Origin of the sequence: Archangium minus, from assembly GCF_044360475.1 — a bacterium.
Classification (GTDB): domain Bacteria; phylum Myxococcota; class Myxococcia; order Myxococcales; family Myxococcaceae; genus Archangium; species Archangium minus.
The window spans coordinates 11,917,644-11,935,556 of sequence record NZ_CP043494.1 but is presented as its reverse complement, the minus strand read 5'-3'; the positions used below and the strand labels follow the sequence as shown (position 1 = coordinate 11,935,556).

Sequence of the window (17,913 nt, the reverse complement as noted above, 5' to 3'; positions counted from 1 at the left end):
GGCTCTTTTGTAGGACATGGCCGGGCGAGCCTATCCGCTGAAGGCCCGTGCGGCACCGTCCGTTGCTCAAAGGGGGTGGGAGCGAGTGGGGACCTCGGTGTCCTCGGCCAGGGCGCTGCGGAGCGCGGAGGCGCCGTCCTTCAGGATGGGGTCTCCGTGGGCGAAGCAGAGCACCTCGACGGGCAGGTGGTCGAGGATGCGTTGGATGCTCATGCGAGTGCGGCCGGGATCGTCCTGGTACTGGCTCTCCACGAAGCGCGGCGTGCCCTTCTCGACGTGGGTGAGGAGGTCCGAGAGGAAGATGACGCTCCGGGGCCGCTCCAGCCAGAGGGCGTACATGGACTCAGCGGGGCCGGGGGTGTGGTAGGCGACGAGGCCGCCGGGGAGGTTGTCGCCGCCGACATAGGTGGCGTCCGGTGTGTCCTCGAGGCCGTACGCGTCCTGCGGTGCCCAGACGGGTGCGCCGAACGCCTTGCGCAGGTGCCACGCCGCGCGCTGGTGGTTGCCCGAGGTGAGCACGATGGCCTCCACCCGGCCCAGCTTGCGCAGTGCCTTCTCGTCGATGGGCAGCGGGTCAATGAGGGTGACGGCTCCGTCCTCGGCCACCACGGCGTAGGCATCACTCTGAATGCCGCCGATGCGATCATCGCTGACGTGCCAGCGATGGATGCCGGGGAGGATCTGAACCGTGCGGTGGGCTCGTTCCTTGGGCTCGCTCATGCCGCAAAGCTAGGCACCCGTGCGCACGCGGCGTGAAGGCCTGGTCGCTCGGGCCCTTCCGGGGCGAGGGGCTTGCCATCATGAGCACGTCTCCTGGGGGACTCCCAGCTTTGGGGGAAGCAGGAGGGAGCCCATGCGAGCTGTCAGCCCCCGAGGCGCCAAGGCGTTCTTCCAGATGCTTCGCTCCTTGCCCGCCCGACGACCGCGCCGGCGGGCGAGGACGCGGGTGGCGCGGCTCCTGGACGGGCTCGCCGCACGTTCGGTGGCGCCACCCCATCACCGGCTCGTGAGGCAGGTCTTCCTCCAGGCGCTGGGGGGCCTCTACCTCATCGCCTTCACCTCGTTAGGGCGTCAGGTGCGGGGCCTCTACGGCTCGGGTGGCATTCAGCCCATGAGTCACCTGCTCGCCTCGCCGCGGTTGCTCGCCTTGGGGCGCGAGCGTTTCCACCTGTTGCCCACGCTGTTCTGGCTGGACGCGTCGGACAAGACGCTGGTGCGTGGCATCCGCGTAGGCCAGGTGCTGTCCGTGGCGGTGATGATGGGGCTCGCGCCCCAGGCGGCCCTGACGGGGCTGTGGGCCCTCTACCTCTCCTATGTCTCGGCGGGGCGCGAGTTCCTCTCCTTCCAGTGGGACGCGCTGTTGCTGGAGATGGGGGTGCTCGGAATCCTCACCGCGCCCGCGGGACTGCGGCCGGGGCCGGGCCGCTACGAGCCCTCCGCGGCGCAGGTGGCGCTGTGGCGGGCGCTCGTCCTTCGTCTCTACCTGGGCTCCGGGGTGTCCAAGCTGAAGTCCGGTGACAGGACGTGGCGTGAGCTCACCGCCTGCGACTACTACTACGAGACGGCGCCGCTCCCCACGCGTGGCGGTTGGTACGCGCACCACCTGCCGAAGAAGGTGCAGCGGCTCTCCACGTTGTCGGTGCTCGCGATGGAGACGGTGGCTCCGTTCCTCGCCCTCGCTCCCAGGCCGTTGAGGCTCGCGGGCTTCTGGCTCTTCTCCGGGCTGCAGGGCGTCATCATCGCCACGGGCAACTACGGCTTCTTCAATGTGCAGTCGCTGGCGCTCGGCCTGTGGCTGCTGGATGACGCGTCCCTGCGGCGCCTGCTGCCGTCCCCGCCCCCCGCGAAGCCGAGGCCCGTGTGGCGCACGGTGGGCGCGTGGCTCCCCGCGGCGCCGCTCCTCGTCCTGGGGGCGAGCGAGATATTGAGCCGCTTCGAGCGTCCGCGCCGTCTGGCGCCGAGGTGGCTGGACTGGCTGGAGATGAAGGTCCGTCCGCTGCGCCTGGTGAACCCCTACGGCCTCTTCGCGGTGATGACGGTGCGCCGGCCGGAGATTGCCCTCGAGGGCTCCGATGACGGCGAGACGTGGCGCGAGTACACCTTCCGCTACAAGGTGAGCGACCCGAATCAGGCGCCGAGGCAGGTGGCTCCGCACCAGCCCCGGCTGGACTGGCAGATGTGGTTCGCGGCGCTGGGCTCGCCCCCCACGTGGATACTCGCCCTCCTGCTGCGCCTGCTCGAGGGCTCTCCCGACGTGCTGAAGCTCTTCGCCCACAATCCCTTCCCCGAGCACCCACCGCGCTACATCCGCGCCGTCCTCTACGACTACCGGATGACGGACCTGGAGACGCGCCGGAACACGGGGGCATGGTGGACCCGCGAGCGGCTGGGGCTCTACCTGCCACCGCTGAGCCTCGCCCCGAGCGGGACGAGCTCCCGGCTGCAGTGGCACGCGGAGGAGTGAGGGCTCAGCGGCTGGGGGCGGGGGAGGGCTGCGTCTCCGGGTGCTCGGAAGCCAGCGGCTCGTTCTCGGCCTCGGGCGTGGAGTCCGCGTAGACGCCGCGGTACTGCGGGGGGAGCAGCTCGGCCACCCGCCGCATCATCGCGTCGGTGAGGGCCTGGCGCGGGTCCTCGGCCCCGATGGTTTCTGCTTCAAGCTCGTTCATGCGGAACGGCGGGCCGAAGCGGACGGTGAGGTGGGCCCGGCGCACCTGCTCCCGGCCCATGTCCCGGTCATCGATGGGCATGAACTTTTCCGTCCCGGTGAGGGCGACGGGCACAACGGGCACTCCGGCCCGCCGGGCGATGAGGCTGGCCCCCTTCTTGGCCTGGGTGAGCGCCCCCGTCCGGCTGCGGCCCCCTTCGGGGAAGATGAGGACCGAGTGGCCCGCCTTGAGCGTCTCCACCGCGCGCTTGAGGGGCTCGATGTCCGCCGAGTTGGGGCGGATGAAGATGGTGTCCACCGCCTCGGTGCCGAGCCGGGTCATCACGGTGGTTTGCAGCTTGATGCCGGCCAGGAAGTACACCTTGCGGGGCCGCAGGGCCCGGTCGAGCGTGAATCCATCCGCGTTGGAAAGATGGTTGCAGATGAAAAGACAGGGCTCGTCGGGGATGTTCTCGCGCCCGATGACCTGCTGGGTGGTGCGGAGATTCCACACCGTATCCATCAACCTGCGGACGGCCGCCCGGCGAGGGCGTTCCGGAAGTCGAGCGAGGAGCGAGAAGACGTTGTGAATCACGAACGGGTCCCCCTGTTGGCCACGAGCGTGAGCAGCGTACGCCCTTCGAGCGAACGCCGTCCTGCTTGAGTCCATTCCACCGTCTGGCATCGGGCAGAAGCAGGCGGACGGCCTGGCGAGCGGGCTTGCAAATGATTGCGCGAGGGTCGTATCGAAATACAGTCCTGTGCGCCTCAGTTCGAGACGCGCGCTGTACGCCCGCAAGCCCCCCTGACCGCCGCCGTGAAGATGCCGACGTCCATTCGCCCGTTGCTGTTGTTGTCCGCCGTCCTCGTGCTCGGTGCGTGCCGTTCCGCCCCGGCCTCGCTCTCGCTGGAGCTGCCGGAGAACCGGCCGCTGCACGCTCCGGGGGAGTCCATGGTGCTCCAGGCCGTTGCGCTCGATGCGAAGGGCCAACCGGTGGAGAACCCCAAGCTGCGCTGGGTGAGCTCGGCGCCGGAAGTGGCCACGGTGGACAACGGGGTGGTGGTGGCGCGCAGGTCCGGGAAGGCCACCATCGCCGCGGCGGCGTCCGGCAAGGTCCGGGCCGAGGTGGAGGTCCAGGTGTCCATTCCCAGCCTGGTGGACATCCGGGTGAATGGGGCGGACTTCCTGCTGGTCGGCAACTCCATCCCCATCTCCGCCGTGGTGAAGAACGAGCTAGGCAAGCCGCTGCTGGATGTGCCGCCCGAGTGGCGCTCCAGTGACGAGACCGTGGCACGCGTGGAGAACGGGCGGTTGATTGGGGTGTCGCCTGGGAAGGCCGTCATCACCGCCACGGTGCCGCCGCTGAGCCGCAGCCTGCAGGTGCAGGTGGTGCGCTCGGACTTCGCGCGGGTGGAAGTGGAGCCGACGCACCTGGTCTTCAAGAAGGCCGGGCAGACGCTGCAGCTGCGCGCCAAGACGTTCAACAACCGGGGCGTGGTGCTCGGTGACGTGCCCGTGTCGTGGTACAGCTCGGACTGGTCGGTGGCGACGGTGTCCCCCAACGGGCAGGTGACGTCGGTGGGTCCGGGGCGCACGGTGGTGACGGCGACTGCCGGCCGGCGCAAGGCCGCGGCCGAGGTCGTCTTCGAGGTCAAGACGGCCAACCGCTAATCGCAGTAACCCGAGGTGGCCGGCACGCGGCCACCTCTTGGTTGTGCTCCACCCCCCCCCGAAGCCTGCCGCCTCCCCTCAGGGACGCCCTCAGCGAGCGTCCGAGGCGGACCTGGCGGGCTCCGCGGTCTGCCGCTTCTTGCCCTGCTTGACCGGCGGAAGCGCCTGCTCAGCGGCGGGATCCGGCGGGCAGGCGGGAAGCGGCCCATCGACGGGTGGCTGGATGGTGAACTCGACGCGACGGTTGAGCGCCATGTTCGACTCGGAGTCGTTGGACGCCACCGGGCGGCTGCGGCCGAAGCCCGCCGAGCACAGGCGCTCCACGGCGATGCCGCTGTCGAGCAGGTAGTTCATCACGCTCGCGGCGCGGCGGCGCGACAGGTCGTAGTTGTAGGCGTCGCTGGCGCGCGCGTCCGTGTGGGCCTCGACGAGCACGCGCTGGATCTCCAGGTGCTTGAGCAGCTCGTCGGCCACTTCCTCGAGGATGGGGAAGGACTCGGGGAGGATGACGTCCTGGTCCGTGGCGAAGTGGACCTGGTCGAGGATGACGATCTTGTTGCCCTCGATGCGCGCGAGCGGGCAGCCCTCGCGGCCACGTAGGCCGGCGGGGTGCTCGGGGCAGCGGTCCAGCCGGTCCACCACGGCGTCGTTGTCCTTGTCGGTATCGGGGCAGCCGCCGTTCTCCACGGGGCCGGCGGCGGTCGGGCAGCGGTCACCCTCGCCGATGACGGAGTCTCCATCCGGGTCCACGGGCGGCGGAAGCGGAGTCTTCGGCTCTGGAGGCTCCTTGAAACGCTCGATGGCCTCGTACTCCTTGGTGATGGCCGGCACCCAGATGACGGAGGTGAAGAGGCGCAGGGTCGGGGACGTCAGCGCGCAGCCGCAGCCGGCGCCACCGCCGACGGTGAAGGTGAGGCCGAGCCCGCTGTACCAGCGCAGGCCGAGGAGGAACTCGGCGGGGATCTGCCGCACGTCGTCGGGGAACTTGTCCAGGGGGGTGCTGCCGGACAGCGTGCTCACGGCGGTGACGCCCCAGCCGCGGACGATGGGGACCTCGGCGCCGATACCGAAGGTGGCGGCGTTGCCCCACTTCACACCGGCGAACTCGCGCGGCGGGCGCAGCCAGAAGCCCGCGTTGAAGGCCAGGAGGATTCCCGACTCCCAGCGGTAGTCCATCATCAGGCCAGGCGTCCACGTGGTGGCGCCGTCACTGGTGAAGGCGTCCTGGATGCCGGTGGGCAGACCCATGCCGAAGGTGAGCGCGCCGCCCCACCCCGAGCCGGCGGGCTCGCGCCGCAGGCCGGGGATGGACACCTTGGTGGTAAGGCGCAGGTCTCCGGGGGTGAAGGATTGGATGAAGCCCTCGGTGCCGATGGCCTCCAGGTTGTCCGAGCTCTGGAACATCACCAGGGGCATGTCCAGGCCGAGCTCAATCCAGTCGAGGAGCCCCACGGAGGCCATGATGTCGAGCTGGAGGCGGTTGCCTACGATGCTGAGCGACTTGGAGTTGGTGCCCGCGGCGACGAGCACCAGCGGATCCAACGCGAAGTTGAGGTAGGCGCCACCGGAGACGGAGAGGTGCGAGATGGGACGGGTCTGGCCGACGCCGACCAGGTCCTGCGCCGCGCCGAGCGGACGGAAGGCCTGGACGTCGAAGCGGGCGTCCTGCGCGGAGGCGAGCCCCGCGGTGAAGAGCCCCACGGCGAGGCCGAGGGGGATGAGGACGGAGCGCTTCACGCGGTGCCTCGCGGGCGGAGGGCCAGGAAGGCCGCCACCAGGAGGAGCAGGGCGATGCCGCCGGGCGTGCTGTCCGCGGTGGTGCCGCAGCAGAAGCCGCCCCCTTGCGGCTCGCTCCCGGGCTTGCGTCGGCCGCGCTCACACTGCTGGGTGGCGGCAGAGCAGTGCTGGACGCCGAGGCAGTCGTTGCTGTCGTCGCACGAGGTGGTGCAGACGTTGAGGGCGGTGTCGCAGGTGCCGCCGCAGGGGCAGTGGGCATCGGCGAAGCACTGGACGCAGGCGTCGCCGTAGCACACCGAGCCCTCCGTGCAAGTCACCGAGCAGGTGGAGGCACTGCAGGTGCGCGTGGTGGGATCGCACGTGCCACCCGGGCCGCAGTCGGCGTTCTCGCGACAGCCCACGCAGGAGCTGCCCGCGGAGGTGCCGTCGGTGATGCAGAAGGGGGCCTCGGAGGGGCAGGCCTCGCAGCGCCCACCGCAGCGCTTGTCCGTGGTGCACGAGGCGCATTCACCACTGAGGCAGAACTTGCCGTCACCGCATTCGAGGTCCGTGCGGCACTCGACGCACACCTGGCCGTCCAGGCAGTAGGGCCGGTCGTTGGGGCATTTGGCGCACTGCGCGCCGCAGCGCTCCGAGGTGTTGCACTCGGCGACCTGCTCCACGCAGCGGCCGTTGGCGAGGTCGCACTTCTTGCCATCGGTGCAGTCGTCGTTGCTGGAGCACTCCACGCAGGAGGGGGTGGCCCCGGGAGTGGTCGCGGCGCACTTGAGCCCGCCGGGGCAGCAGTTGCAGGAGTTGCCCGCGCAGCTGTCCTGGGTGGAGCAGGGCTGGCAGGTGTTGTCCGAGCAGACCTCTCCGCGCGCGCAGTGGGCATCCGTGGTGCACTCGTGGCACTCGTTGTCGGTGCCGCAGTGCTGGCCACTCGGGCAGTGGTCGTCGGTCCTGCAGCCGCGGCACTCGTTGGTGTCCGGGTCGCAGCGGCCATTGGGGCAGTGCGAGTCCTCCGTGCACTGGACGCAGGTGTACGTGCCGTTGCGGTTGAGGCACTCGGGGGTGGAGGGACCGCAGGGCGAGCAGCTGGGGCCGCAGAAGAACGAGGTCTCACAGGGCGCGCACAGCGCGGCTCCGTTGCAGTAGTAGCCCGGGTCGCATCCGTTGTTGCCAGCTCGGTTCGCGTACTGGCGGTTGCACTGCTGGCACTGGTCGAGATCCGGGAACGACGGGCGCCCATTCTCCGTCTGATAGAAGGAGGTGGGGCTGGCCAGGGCGAACCCTGCGTCCTTCAGTCTGATGACGGGCGCCTCGTTCGCCGGTCTCTCGAAGTCGCTGAACGTCCCGACCAGGATCGCCAGCTCCAGCGCGGCGTGCTCACCGAACTCGGCGTACATCACCTCGACGGGGTAGAGGCCCGGCTTCGTGAAGGTGACGCTATTGGTTGTGCGGTAGGTCGGGAACCCGATCCGTGGCGGCCGGTTGATGATCTGATAGGCGCGGGAGCTGTTGTCGTAGATGACGAGCGCCACCGCATCGTCGGCGTAGAACCCGAAGTGGACCGGCAGGCCCACCATGTCCGGGGTCACGTTCAGGTAGCCACGCAGGCGGCTGGCGAAGGACGAAGCGGGGTTCACGCCGAAGAAGTCGCAGCCACCATTCGGGCAGCCCGGCACGGCGTTCTCGTAATCGCCGTAGCTCAGCTTCAGCCCAGAGGTGTTGTTGTTCGAGAGATCGAACAACGTCCGGAGCACCGACGTGACGCGGGCGTTGGGATTGGCGCTGTCGGGCGGGGTCTCCAGGAAGGAATTCAGTCCTCCACTGAAGCCGGAGTTGCTCTGTGGGAAGTCCCCCCCCGGGTCCATCGACACTCTCGAGGCCACGCACAGGCCCGTTCCAGGCTGTGCGGGCGAGGGCGCCACTGGAGCCCCGGTGATGACCACGGTGGGCAACTGCTCGGCGCGGGCCGTAAGGGCCAGCCCTACCAGCAACGTCGCCGCCAGAGCGGCCATTCTTCGGAAGAGGTGCACGGACACGGGCCTGGAAGATCCCCTGACCTACCTCTGCGGTCAAGTTAAGGCCGGGGACACTGTGAGGGGTGGGACGAAGTGTACCCGGCTCCCGGCTCGGCCTCTAGCGGTGGGTGATTTGGTGGACTGCCTACTCCTTCTTGAGGGCTACAGCCAACCGACCCAGGAGCTTGATCTGCCCGGAGTCCAGCTGACGCAGCACGCGCAACACCGCGCGGACTTCCGGCTTCTCACCCTGCTCGCTCGGTGGCTCGGCGAGCTTCAACGTTCCATCCGGACCCGCCAACCCCAACAACTCGTCCGCGGAGATTCTCAGCGCGCGGCACAGCCGCAGCAATGTTGGAACGCTCGGCACCATGCCGCCGCGCTCAATACGGCCGTACACTTCGGTCACCAGGTCGACCATCTCCGCTACATCCGCCTGGGTGAGCTGCGCACGCAGTCGGGCCGAACGGGCGGCCTCCCCAATCGTCTTCGCCAGTTTCTTGTCCATTCCTGAACCCACCCTACAGTGTAGGCAAGGCGGAATACGACGCATCAGGTTGTCGGAACAGGACTGTAAAGGTCACTTGTTCAACCCTATTTCTAAAGTCACCCTGTTCTCTCCTGCTTCCCGCGAAGGCCGGAACACACAGCCTTCGCCCCCTTCGACCGACCCCATTCCTCCCTCGGGATAACCTATGTGCGAAGCACTCCCACCCGCCCTCGTGGTCCGCGAGATGCGGTTGGACACAGAATGCCCGGGGGGTCTGACACGGCGGGTGTTCAGGGGGAGATCCGGGAGGTCGTCTCGGACAGGGTGGAAGCGGTGCGAGCCCAGGCCGAAACCTGGGTATCGAGGTGGCCCAGCAGGTCCGCGAAGAAGCGCCGTTCCAGCGCCTGGGCGAGGGTGGTGCCGTGGGCGTCCGCCCACTTCCGAGTGACGCGCTCGCGGATGTCCGCGCCCAGCATGTCCACGAAGCGCTCGAGCAGGGGCGTGGACAGGAGCGTCCCGGCCCAGATGACGGCGTCGTGGCCGAAGCCTCCGGTGGCCACCGTCACCACCGCGGCCCCCGCCGAGGGTACCGAGTAGACGAGCGTGGTGAAGGTCTGCAGCATCTCCTCGCGCATGCCGCCTTGCAGCTCCGTGCCCACCAGCCCCCGGCAGAAGGCGTAGAGGCTGTCGCGGTCCGCCGCGTGGGCATGGAGCGCCTCGAAGCCTAGGGGCTCGTCCAGGCGCGCCAGGTGGGTGGGGCCGAAGGCCTCGGAGAGCAGCTCGCGCGTCCGGGCATCACCGTGCCAGGCGGCTACTTCCGGGGCGAAGAGCTCCACCATCCGCCGGACTCCATCCCGGAGGGTGTCCTCCGTCACCTGCACCACGGGGGCGGAGGTGGGCTCGGGGCCGGTGAAGGAGCGGCGCACCTGGCGCGAGAGGAAGGTGAGGGCGGTGGCCAGTCCCCGGAAGGGCAGACGCACGTAGCGGTGGAAGGCACTGCGCGCGTCCAGCTCGTCGCGGAAGGCCTCCACCAGCACGTCCGCGGGGACCGCCTTGAGGGCTGCGTGACGGCCCACCGTGAGCAACTCGTGACGCAGCCGCTGGCGCAATCGCTCCGGCTCGTGCGCCGCTGTTGTGGCGGCCCGGGCCAGTTGCTCCATCTCCGCGCGCGCGTCTCGGAGCGAGGCCTCCAGGGCGCGGGCTTTGAGAGAGCGGACATGCTCGGCTTCGCCCAGCAGCGCGGAGAGGGAAGGCGCGCCGTCCAGCGGGTGCGTGGCAAGGGGCTTCTCCCCGGCCTCCACCTCCGGCTGGTGCGGAGCAAGGTAGCGCGCCAGAGGCGGGTGACCCACGTCCGAGGCCAGCTTCTCCAGGTGCCCGCGAGCCACCTCCTCGCGCGTGGCCTCGTTGTAGACGAGCAGGTAGGGGCGCCCATGGCCCACGGCGGCGCGCAGGAAGTCCACCAGCGCGGCGTTCTGGTACGTCTGCCGGCTGACGACGAAGACGAGCACGTCCACGGTGACGAGCAGGGCCTCGGCGCGCTCGCGGTTGTCGCGGTAGACGCTGTCGAAGTCCGGCGTGTCCATCACCACCAGGCCCCGGGGCACCGCCTCGGCGAGGACGAGGTAGAGGCGTCCGGCCGGCCCTGCCTGGTCCACCGGCGCGGCCTCGCCCGAGACCACGGGGACGATGTCGTAGCGGCGCGTGAGGAAGTCCTTGAGCGAGCCCGTCCAGGTGTCCGGGTGCGCGGCGGCGAGGCACTGCTTGGTGAGGCCTCCCTCGGGGCGGGCGGGGGACAGGGACGTGCCCACCAGCGCGTTGAAGAGGGTGGACTTGCCCACGTTGTTCGGCCCGGCGATGGCCACCAGCAGCAGGGGCGCGTCCGCGCTGCCCAGCCGGGGCAGCAGGTCACGCCGCAGCCGCTCCAGGAGGCGACGGGCGGTGTCCGCGTCGGCTGCCTCCGGGAAGCTCTCGGGGGAGGGAAGGGTGTCTCGGGCGGACTCGAGTGCGGTGCGCAGGTGGGCGAGGTCTTTCATCCGTTCGCCCGGAAGACAGCACGTGGCGGGCCGGATGCCCATGGAAGACGTGCCGGTTCTGTCGGCCCTGGACGAATGTCACCGGCCAGAGAAGCCACTCAAGCTGCGACTCACTTGGGCTGGGGAGCGGCGGGCCGCTCCAGCTTCGGCCCCGTCTTCGCCATGTTCCGCACGTCGCGCTCGAGCTGCTTCTGGATGCGTGCGGACTGGGCGCGGAGCAGGCGGATCTCCCGGGCGGCCTCGTCCTCCAAAGCGGCGTGGGCGCTCGGGGCGAAGGTCAGGGTCATGAGCACGGCCAGGGCGATGCGCTTCATGGGGTTCTCCAGCAGCCTTGCAGCGGGTCGCGGAGGGGTATTGCGACCGGCGTGCCAGAGCGTCCGCCTCGGGAGGAGGCCGGTGCTGAGAGGAGGCCGGTGTGGCGTTCCGCCGCAGGGCAGGGGCTCGGGAGGGGTTCGTGCCGGCGCGTCCCCGGAAAATGAAGGGAGAAGGGGTCCGGTGCGGCATTTGGGGACTGGGGCAATCCGCCACAGTCCCTTCCGGAGGGCCAGGGGGCTCAGCGGCGCGAGCGCAGCGCTCGGCTCACCTTCCGGGCCAGGTCCGTGGGATCCATCGGGAGGGGGACGTAGTCGTACACGCCGCTCGCCACGGCGCGCGACATCAACGAGAAGTCCTCTCCGCTGCCACAGAGCAGCACGGGGGGCGCGTGGGGCCGGGTGGCCAGGGTGCTCGCCAGCGTCAGCGCCTCCTCTTGGGCCTGGTCGCTTCGGGGTACCACCACCAGGGCGAACATCCCCTCCAGGGAGTCATGCTCGCCAACGGGCACCACCCGGTAGCCCGCCACCGACAGCGCGGTGCCAATGCCGTGGGGATTGGCGGGGCCGCCTGGCTCGATGAGGGCCACGGGCTTCGCGAGGAGCTCGGTCGGAGGCGAGGTGGGGGCAGTGGGCGGAGGCTGGGTCCGCTCCTGCTTCTTGCCCTCGCCGCGCGTGGGAGGTGGGGGCGCCAGGGCCTCTCTCAATCGGGCGGCCAGCTCGCGCGCGCTCGCCGGACGCCGCGCCCTTTCCTTGTCGAGACACGCGAGCACCAGTGTCTCCACCTCTTGAGGGATGTCACGTTCCGGTACCAACTGGCGGACGGGCGGAGGCGGGCGGTAGAGATGGCCGCTCATCACCTCCACGGCGGGCGAGTCCCCGAAGGGAGGCCGGCCCACGAGCAGCTCGTGCAGCAGGCACCCCATGGAGTACAGGTCCGCGCGCCCATCGAGCGGCTCGCCGCGGCAGTGTTCGGGGGACATGTACGCGGGCGTGCCGAGCACCTGTCCGCTCCCTGTGAGCCGCTCCTGCTTCTCATCGTGGACGAGCGCGGCCAGCCCGAAGTCGAGCACCTTCACCTTGGGCGCGGAGCGCTCGCCTACCAGCATCACGTTGGAGGGCTTGAGGTCGCGGTGCACCATGCCCAGCGCGTGCGCCGCGTCCAGCACCTCCAGCACCTGCGCGGCGAGCTCCACCGCGGCCTTCACCTCCAGCGGACCCTGGGTATCCAGCACCGCGTCCAGCGGCAGGCCGAACACCCGCTCCATGGCGAGGTAGAGGTCCTCTCCGTCCGTGCCGTGGTCGAACACGTGCACCGCGCCCGGGTGCTTCAGCCGGGCCATGAGCCAGGCCTCGCGCTGGAAGCGCAGCGTGGCGCCGGGCGTCTTCGCGACATGCGGATGCAGCACCTTGAGGGCCACGTAGCGCTCGAGGCCAAGCTGCTCGGCCTCGTACACCGTCCCCATACCGCCCTGGCCGAGCTTCCCCGTCACCTGGTAGCGCCCAGCCACCACCCGCCCCAGCCACGGGTCCGCTGTCCCTGCCATGGGCTACTCCCCGGAGCCCTTGATGCGGTCGAGCTTGCGGTAGAGCGTCTTGCGGTCCAGCCCCAGAATCTGCGCGGCGAGCGACTTGTTGCCCTTCACCTCCTCCATGACGCGGAGGATGTAGCGGCGCTCCACCTCTTCGAGCGTGGTGAGCTCCGAGGGGTCTCCGCTGGCCACCACCACGAGCGAGGCGCGGTAGGCGCGAATCTTCTCCGGCAGGTCCTCCACCGAGAGGCGCTCGGAGACGGTGACGGCCACCGCGCGCTCGATGCAGTTGCGCAGCTCGCGCACGTTGCCGGGCCAGCTGTAGCTCATCAGCCGCTCGGCCACGGCCTCGTTGAGGCCCGTGACCCGCTTGTTGGCACGAGCGGCGAAGTGCTCGATGAAGTGCTGGGCCAGCAGGAGGATGTCGCCCCCGCGCGCGCGCAGCTGCGGCAGCTCCATCTGCACCACGTTGAGCCGGTAGTAGAGGTCCTCGCGGAAGCGGTTCTCCTCCACCATGCCCTCCAGGTCGCGGTTGGTGGCGGCCACCAGGCGCACGTCGAAGGACACCTCATGGTCCCCGCCCACCGGGCGCACCACCCGCTCCTGCAGGGCACGCAGCAGCTTGGGCTGCAGGCCTAGGGGCATCTCCCCCACCTCGTCGAGGAAGAGCGTACCGCCATGCGCCTGCACGAAGAGGCCCGAGCGCGCCGCCTTGGCGTCGGTGAAGGCACCCTTGGCATGGCCGAACAGCTCGCTCTCCAGCAGGGCCTCGGGCATGGCCGCGCAGTTGACGGCCACGAAGGGACCCGAGGCGCGCCGGCTCTTCTCGTGCAGCGCTCGCGCTACCAGCTCCTTGCCCGTGCCACTCTCGCCGTTGATGAGCACCGTGGCGTCCGAGTCCGCGACGCGGGTGAGCAGGTCGTACACCTTGCGCATCGGCGGGCTGGAGCCGAGCAGGCCTCCCAGGCGCTGGGACTCGGTGACGACCTTCTTCAGGCGCACCACCTCGCCCTTGAGCTGGTGGTGCTGCACGGCTCGGGTGAGCGTGTGCACCAGCGCGTCCATCTCCACCGGCTTGGTGATGAAGTCGTAGGCACCGGCGCGGATGGCGGCGATGGCCGTCTCCATGCTGCCGAAGGCCGTCACCACCACCACGGGCAGGTCCGGCACGTTGGCCACCACGCGCTCGCACAGCTCCGTGCCACTCAGCCCCTTCATGTTCAGGTCCGTGAGGACCACGTCGAAGGGCTGCTCCATCACCAAGGGCAGGGCCGCGTTGGGGTCGGTCAGCGAGGTGACGGTGAAGCCGCGGCGCGTGAGGCGCGCCTGCAGCAGCTCCACCATGCTCGGGTCATCGTCGATGAGGAGGACTCGGCCGCTCATGTGTCCTTCAAAGGGGTGAAGAGGCTGAAGTGCGCCGTGTGGCGGCGGATGACCTGCGGGCGGGTGCTCTCCGCCTACCATATCGCACTCCCCCTCGCCCTGGACGTGGCCCTGCTTTCTCCCCTGCTCGTCCCCGGAGTAGGGTGCCGGGCCCATGCGATCGCACATCTCCCGCCTGTTGCTCGTGGGTGTATTGGGGTGCTCCGCTGCGCGCACCACGGCCGTGTCCGAGCCGCCAGCCGCGCAAGCCCAGGCTCCCCTGCCGTTCATCGAGGATGACTACGCGCGTGCTCTCGAGGAGGCGAAGGCGAAGGGCTTGCCCCTCTTCGTCGACACCTGGGCCCCGTGGTGTCACACCTGCCGCTCGATGAAGGCCTACGTCTTCACGGACGCGACGCTCGCGAAGCACGCTGGGCGCTTCGTCTGGCTGGAGATCAACACGGACCTGCCGGGCAATGCGGTGTTCCAGGAGAAATACCCGGTCGAGATCTGGCCCACCCTCTTCATCATCGACCCGAAGACGGAGAAGGCCCTGGTGCGCTTCGCGGGCAGCGCCACCGTGCCCCAACTCGAGAAGATCCTCGAGGACGGCGAGCGTGCCTTCCGAGGCGGAGCCGAGGGGCCGGAAGCCCTGCTGGCTCGAGGGGATGCCCTCTATGGCGAGGGCAAGGCGGCCGAGGCGGCGGATGTACTTGCCCAGGCCCTGGCCGAGGCACCGGCCGATTGGTCTCGCCGTAGCCGTGCGTTGGAGTCGCTCCTCGTTGCGCAATACGGGGCGAAGCGCCACGAGGTGTGCGCTCGGACAGCACTGGCCGAGCTGCCCCGGGTACCTCACTCGGCCTCGTGGGCGAACGCGGCGGGCCTGGGGCTCATGTGCGTGTTGCAGGTAACGGCGGACACCCAGGGGGCAAAGGAGCTGAAGGCCGCGTTGGAAGAGAAGGGGCGCGAGGCGCTCTCTCCGGACATCTCCATGCCGGCGGACGACCGCTCGGGCGTGTACGAGTTGCTCGTCGAAGCCCGCAAGTCGGCGGGTGACGAGCCCGGCGCCAAGGTGCTCGCCGAGCAGTGGCTCACCTTCCTCGAGGGCGAGGCAGCCCGGGCTCCAACGCCTGAGGCGCGCACCGTGTTCGACTCGCACCGCATGTCCGCGGCGCTGGTGCTGGGGACTCCGATGCGGGTGGTGCCGGCCATCGAGCAGAGCGAGAAGGACCTGCCGGACGACTACAACCCGCCCGCGCGCCTGGCCAATCTCTACCGGCGGTTGGGGCGGCTGGATGATGCGCTGGCCGCGAGCACTCGGGCTCTGGAGAAGGTGCAGGGGAGCCGGAGGCTGCGTGTGCTCTCGGAGCGGGCGGAGATCCACCTCGCCCGGGGCGAGCGCGACGCTGCCGTGCGCACGCTGGAGGACGCCCTCACCTACGCGAAGACGCTCTCTGGGGCGCAGGCCTCCCCGCGCGTGGTGGCCGGGCTCGAGAAGAAGCTGAGCGAAGTGAAGGCGAAGTGAGCTTCGCGCTCAGGGTTACTCCTCGTCGAGCAGGTCGCCCGGGTCGTTCTGCCACTGGGCGAGCTGCTCCTCGGAGGGGAAGCCCTTCACCCGGTAGCGCTCCGGGTAGAGCCCCTCCACCGGTGTGAGGAGCTGTCCGGCCACCTTCTCCACCTCCTCCCACCGCGCGATGCCCACGGGGGGCGCCTCCTCGCCGAGCGTCGGGTCCATGAAGAAGATGACATCGGTCCTGGGGAGGAGGGAGTCCACGCCCTTCAACCAGATGGCGTAGCTGATGCTGCGCTCGCGCTCGTCCTGGTACGGCGTGTAGGCGGCCACGAAGACGTCCTCGCCCCGCTCCTCGTAGTGCTGCTCCAACTGCCGTGTCTGCTCGGCGTAGTCGCGCGCCCGGGTGAAGAGCTCCAGCTGACGGAAGTCCGCCCAGGCATTGCTGAGCCGCTCGGGCATGAAGGGGACCCAGCCCTTGGGCGTGAGGCGCAGGGCGCGGCCGTCCATCGCGCGCGGGGCCATGACCGCCTTCATGGCCCGGTTGGCGACCAGGCGCAGCCCGTCCTCGTCCTCGGAGCCGGTGATGAGGAGCAGATCTCGATGAGGCGCGAGCACCACGGGCGCCCCGCTCACCTTGCAGCGGCGCACCACCTCGTCGAGCAGCAGGCGCGAGGCCGCGTAGTTGTCGTCCCAGGGGGACTGGCAGGTGCCCGGGGCGAGCTGCTGGAGGGGCTCGGTGCTGCGCTGGCGCAGGTTCTCCAGGGCCACGTCGAGCGCCTGGTCGAAGGAGACGCCCCAGCGAGCCAGCTCCTCGGGTCCGAGGTAGCGCAGCGTCTCCGGCCCATCGAAGGCCAGGCCTATGCCGAGGAAGGTGCCCAGAGGACTCCAGGAGATGGGCACCGGCTGTCCGGCGCCGCCCTTCACCACCAGCCGGAGCTGCTCGAAGAAGGTGCGCCCGCGCACCACCGGCAGCAGGTTGGGCCGGGCCTCGGCGAAGGTCTTCGGCATCTCCGGAAGCTCTCGCACGCGGGAGAGCCGAGTGAAGACCTCGTCTCGCTTCTGCGGAGAGGCGGCGAGGTACTCGTCGAAGAAGTTGGACAGGAACACCGTGCTCCCGTCCTTGTCGCCGAGCCGCAGCAGGAAGCCCTCGGCGTCGTAGTGGATGGGGCGCGTCTCACCCGCGGCGCGCAGGGCCCGGATGGCTCGCTGGGCGAAGGCATCCCGCTCCGCCTGCTCTTCCTCGGCAGAGGGCTGCTCCTGCTCGTCCGCGTGCTCCGCCAGACGTGCCTCCGCCTCCCGTGCCGAAGCGTTGCCCTGCCCCGCGCGCGAGTGCCCCGCACAACCGCCAAGGCCCAGGGCCCCCACGAGCGCCAGCCCCACGAAGCTCCGCATCATCATGTCTGCTCTCCCCGAGGGGCGTTTTCCAGCGGCCGTGCCGGTTGTCGGGCGTCGAGGTCGAAGAGCTCGAAGCGCTCCAACGGCGACTCGCGCATGCCGCCGTCGGTGAAGATGAGCACCGCCTCGTCAGGTCCGGTTGGGGGTGGGGGACCGTGGCGGTAATGGAGGGTGGTGCCGTCGGTGACGAGGTGGCGCAGCACGCCGTCCCGGGTCTCCTCGACGGGGAGCCTGAGCAGCTCGCGGCTGCGCTTGTCGCGCGTGTGGCCCACCACCTGGATGAGGCCAGGCGGAAGCCGATACGGGTCGAAGCGGCGCCGGGGCGTGGCGGCGCACCAACGGGCGTCCTCGGGGAGGAGGCTGGCGCGCTGGTAGAAGATACCCCGGCCCTCGCCGTACGCGGCGCTGCCGGGGTGGTGCAGTCCGGGGATGGAGAAGGGGCCCTGCTTCCAGTCCGCCACCGCTTTGTCGAGCACCCGGTTGAGCGTGTCCGCCACCGTGGGCGCGTGGGCCTGGAGGGACTCGGGTAGCCCCACCGTGTGCAGGTCCTCGCGAGTGACGCCCGCGTGCAGCACGAGCAGGTGCTCCGCTGCGGCGTGGGCCACCTGGAAGCGCCCGGCGCGCAGCAGGGAGGCCACCCAGTCTCGCTGGACTTCGCGGAAGTTGCCGAAATCGCGGGCGACCAGCTCGACGTTGGGGACCTCTGGATAATGGGAGAGGAACTCGCGCTCGCGGGCCTCGTCGGTGTTGTCTCCCCGGTAGATGAGGTCCGCCTGCGCCTGGGCGGCGGCGAAGCGTGCGTCGGTGAAGCTGGCCAGCTCGCCCACCCGCCCCAGGTCGTGGTTGCCCAGCAGCAGCACCGCCTGGTCGGCCGGGTGTGCGGCCATCCAGGCGACGAGCCTCACTGCGCTCGTGGCCATCTCCTCGCGCTCGTGGGCCTTGCCCCAGTCGAAGTGGTCCCCCACCGACACGAGCTGCACCTCTGGCCGCAGCCAGCCGTCAGGACCGAGCAGCCCATGCCGATCGAGCACGGCGAGGAAGCGGGTGATGTCCGCTTGCGGGTCGCCAATGGCGAGGTGCCGGGTACGGGGATGGCCGTTGGGCGGTGCCGAGAAGGGGCCACGGTGGGCGGCCTCGGTGGCGCGGGCGAGGGCGGCCTCGATGCGGGGTGTGCTCACGCGCGCATCCTAGTCCCGCGCGCCCGACGGCGCCGCATCT

At 70.0% G+C, this 17,913-nt stretch carries 14 protein-coding genes; 3 read left to right on the top strand and 11 right to left on the bottom strand.

Annotated elements, in window-relative coordinates; genetic code table 11:
* Window positions 1-66 precede the first annotated feature (66 nt).
* Window positions 67-720: an MBL fold metallo-hydrolase gene (locus F0U60_RS48960; RefSeq protein WP_395811142.1), complete on the bottom strand. Its 654-nt coding sequence runs from the start codon at window positions 718-720 to the stop codon at window positions 67-69.
* 133 nt (window positions 721-853) lie between these two features.
* Here F0U60_RS48960 and F0U60_RS48955 point away from each other — a divergent pair, with 133 nt between their 5' ends.
* Window positions 854-2,464 carry a lipase maturation factor family protein gene (locus tag F0U60_RS48955; RefSeq protein WP_395811140.1) on the top strand — a complete coding sequence of 537 codons (1,611 nt, stop codon included), beginning with the start codon at window positions 854-856 and terminating at the stop codon, window positions 2,462-2,464.
* Window positions 2,465-2,468: 4 nt separating this feature from the next.
* On the opposite strand, the gene F0U60_RS48950 is transcribed toward F0U60_RS48955, so the two are convergent.
* Entirely contained in the window at window positions 2,469-3,239 is a 771-nt protein-coding gene (locus tag F0U60_RS48950; protein WP_395811138.1) for a lysophospholipid acyltransferase family protein, read from the bottom strand.
* A 228-nt stretch (window positions 3,240-3,467) separates the two neighbouring features.
* On the opposite strand from F0U60_RS48950, the gene F0U60_RS48945 reads away from it, so the two are divergent.
* On the top strand, window positions 3,468-4,316 hold the full coding sequence (locus F0U60_RS48945; RefSeq protein WP_395825768.1) for an Ig domain-containing protein: 849 nt from the start codon (window positions 3,468-3,470) through the stop codon (window positions 4,314-4,316).
* 90 nt (window positions 4,317-4,406) lie between these two features.
* Here the strand turns inward: F0U60_RS48945 and traB are convergent, their stop codons facing one another.
* The 7 genes from traB to F0U60_RS48910 all read right to left on the bottom strand — a co-directional run bounded on the left by traB (window position 4,407) and on the right by F0U60_RS48910 (window position 13,808).
* Window positions 4,407-6,053: an outer membrane exchange protein TraB gene (traB, locus tag F0U60_RS48940; protein WP_395811136.1), complete on the bottom strand. Its 1,647-nt coding sequence runs from the start codon at window positions 6,051-6,053 to the stop codon at window positions 4,407-4,409.
* Complete coding sequence (traA, locus tag F0U60_RS48935) at window positions 6,050-8,080, bottom strand: outer membrane exchange protein TraA (RefSeq protein ID WP_395811134.1); 2,031 nt, start codon at window positions 8,078-8,080, stop codon at window positions 6,050-6,052. Before traA ends, traB begins: the two co-directional genes overlap by 4 nt.
* A 124-nt stretch (window positions 8,081-8,204) precedes the next feature.
* The gene (locus F0U60_RS48930) at window positions 8,205-8,567 is read right to left on the bottom strand and encodes a helix-turn-helix domain-containing protein (RefSeq protein WP_395811132.1); all 363 of its coding nucleotides are present in this window, start codon (window positions 8,565-8,567) and stop codon (window positions 8,205-8,207) included.
* Window positions 8,568-8,839: 272 nt separating this feature from the next.
* The gene (locus F0U60_RS48925) at window positions 8,840-10,582 is read right to left on the bottom strand and encodes a GTPase (RefSeq protein ID WP_395811130.1); all 1,743 of its coding nucleotides are present in this window, start codon (window positions 10,580-10,582) and stop codon (window positions 8,840-8,842) included.
* A gap of 110 nt (window positions 10,583-10,692) precedes the next feature.
* The gene (locus F0U60_RS48920; protein WP_395811128.1) at window positions 10,693-10,896 is read right to left on the bottom strand and encodes a hypothetical protein; all 204 of its coding nucleotides are present in this window, start codon (window positions 10,894-10,896) and stop codon (window positions 10,693-10,695) included.
* A gap of 239 nt (window positions 10,897-11,135) precedes the next feature.
* Window positions 11,136-12,440 carry a protein kinase gene (locus F0U60_RS48915; protein ID WP_395811126.1) on the bottom strand — a complete coding sequence of 435 codons (1,305 nt, stop codon included), beginning with the start codon at window positions 12,438-12,440 and terminating at the stop codon, window positions 11,136-11,138.
* A gap of 3 nt (window positions 12,441-12,443) precedes the next feature.
* Window positions 12,444-13,808 carry a sigma-54-dependent transcriptional regulator gene (locus tag F0U60_RS48910; RefSeq protein WP_395811124.1) on the bottom strand — a complete coding sequence of 455 codons (1,365 nt, stop codon included), beginning with the start codon at window positions 13,806-13,808 and terminating at the stop codon, window positions 12,444-12,446.
* A gap of 154 nt (window positions 13,809-13,962) precedes the next feature.
* Between F0U60_RS48910 and F0U60_RS48905 the strand changes: the two genes are divergently transcribed.
* A complete protein-coding gene (locus tag F0U60_RS48905) occupies window positions 13,963-15,312 on the top strand; it encodes a thioredoxin family protein (protein ID WP_395811122.1) in 1,350 nt (449 codons plus the stop codon).
* Window positions 15,313-15,327: 15 nt separating this feature from the next.
* Here the strand turns inward: F0U60_RS48905 and F0U60_RS48900 are convergent, their stop codons facing one another.
* Both F0U60_RS48900 and F0U60_RS48895 read right to left on the bottom strand, forming a co-directional pair.
* On the bottom strand, window positions 15,328-16,698 hold the full coding sequence (locus F0U60_RS48900; protein ID WP_395811120.1) for a hypothetical protein: 1,371 nt from the start codon (window positions 16,696-16,698) through the stop codon (window positions 15,328-15,330).
* Entirely contained in the window at window positions 16,695-17,873 is a 1,179-nt protein-coding gene (locus F0U60_RS48895; RefSeq protein ID WP_395811118.1) for a metallophosphoesterase, read from the bottom strand. The genes F0U60_RS48900 and F0U60_RS48895 overlap by 4 nt, the downstream gene beginning before the upstream one ends.
* Window positions 17,874-17,913: the final 40 nt, after the last annotated feature.

What these genes read in the sequence shown, in the direction of transcription:
- F0U60_RS48960 (WP_395811142.1), bottom strand. Translation starts at nt 720, where the DNA reads ATGAGCGAGCCCAAGGAACGAGCCCACCGCACGGTTCAGATCCTCCCC.
- F0U60_RS48955 (WP_395811140.1), top strand. Translation starts at nt 854, where the DNA reads ATGCGAGCTGTCAGCCCCCGAGGCGCCAAGGCGTTCTTCCAGATGCTT.
- F0U60_RS48945 (WP_395825768.1), top strand. Translation starts at nt 3,468, where the DNA reads ATGCCGACGTCCATTCGCCCGTTGCTGTTGTTGTCCGCCGTCCTCGTG.
- F0U60_RS48930 (WP_395811132.1), bottom strand. Translation starts at nt 8,567, where the DNA reads ATGGACAAGAAACTGGCGAAGACGATTGGGGAGGCCGCCCGTTCGGCC.
- F0U60_RS48925 (WP_395811130.1), bottom strand. Translation starts at nt 10,582, where the DNA reads ATGAAAGACCTCGCCCACCTGCGCACCGCACTCGAGTCCGCCCGAGAC.
- F0U60_RS48920 (WP_395811128.1), bottom strand. Translation starts at nt 10,896, where the DNA reads ATGAAGCGCATCGCCCTGGCCGTGCTCATGACCCTGACCTTCGCCCCG.
- F0U60_RS48915 (WP_395811126.1), bottom strand. Translation starts at nt 12,440, where the DNA reads ATGGCAGGGACAGCGGACCCGTGGCTGGGGCGGGTGGTGGCTGGGCGC.
- F0U60_RS48910 (WP_395811124.1), bottom strand. Translation starts at nt 13,808, where the DNA reads ATGAGCGGCCGAGTCCTCCTCATCGACGATGACCCGAGCATGGTGGAG.
- F0U60_RS48905 (WP_395811122.1), top strand. Translation starts at nt 13,963, where the DNA reads ATGCGATCGCACATCTCCCGCCTGTTGCTCGTGGGTGTATTGGGGTGC.
- F0U60_RS48900 (WP_395811120.1), bottom strand. Translation starts at nt 16,698, where the DNA reads ATGATGATGCGGAGCTTCGTGGGGCTGGCGCTCGTGGGGGCCCTGGGC.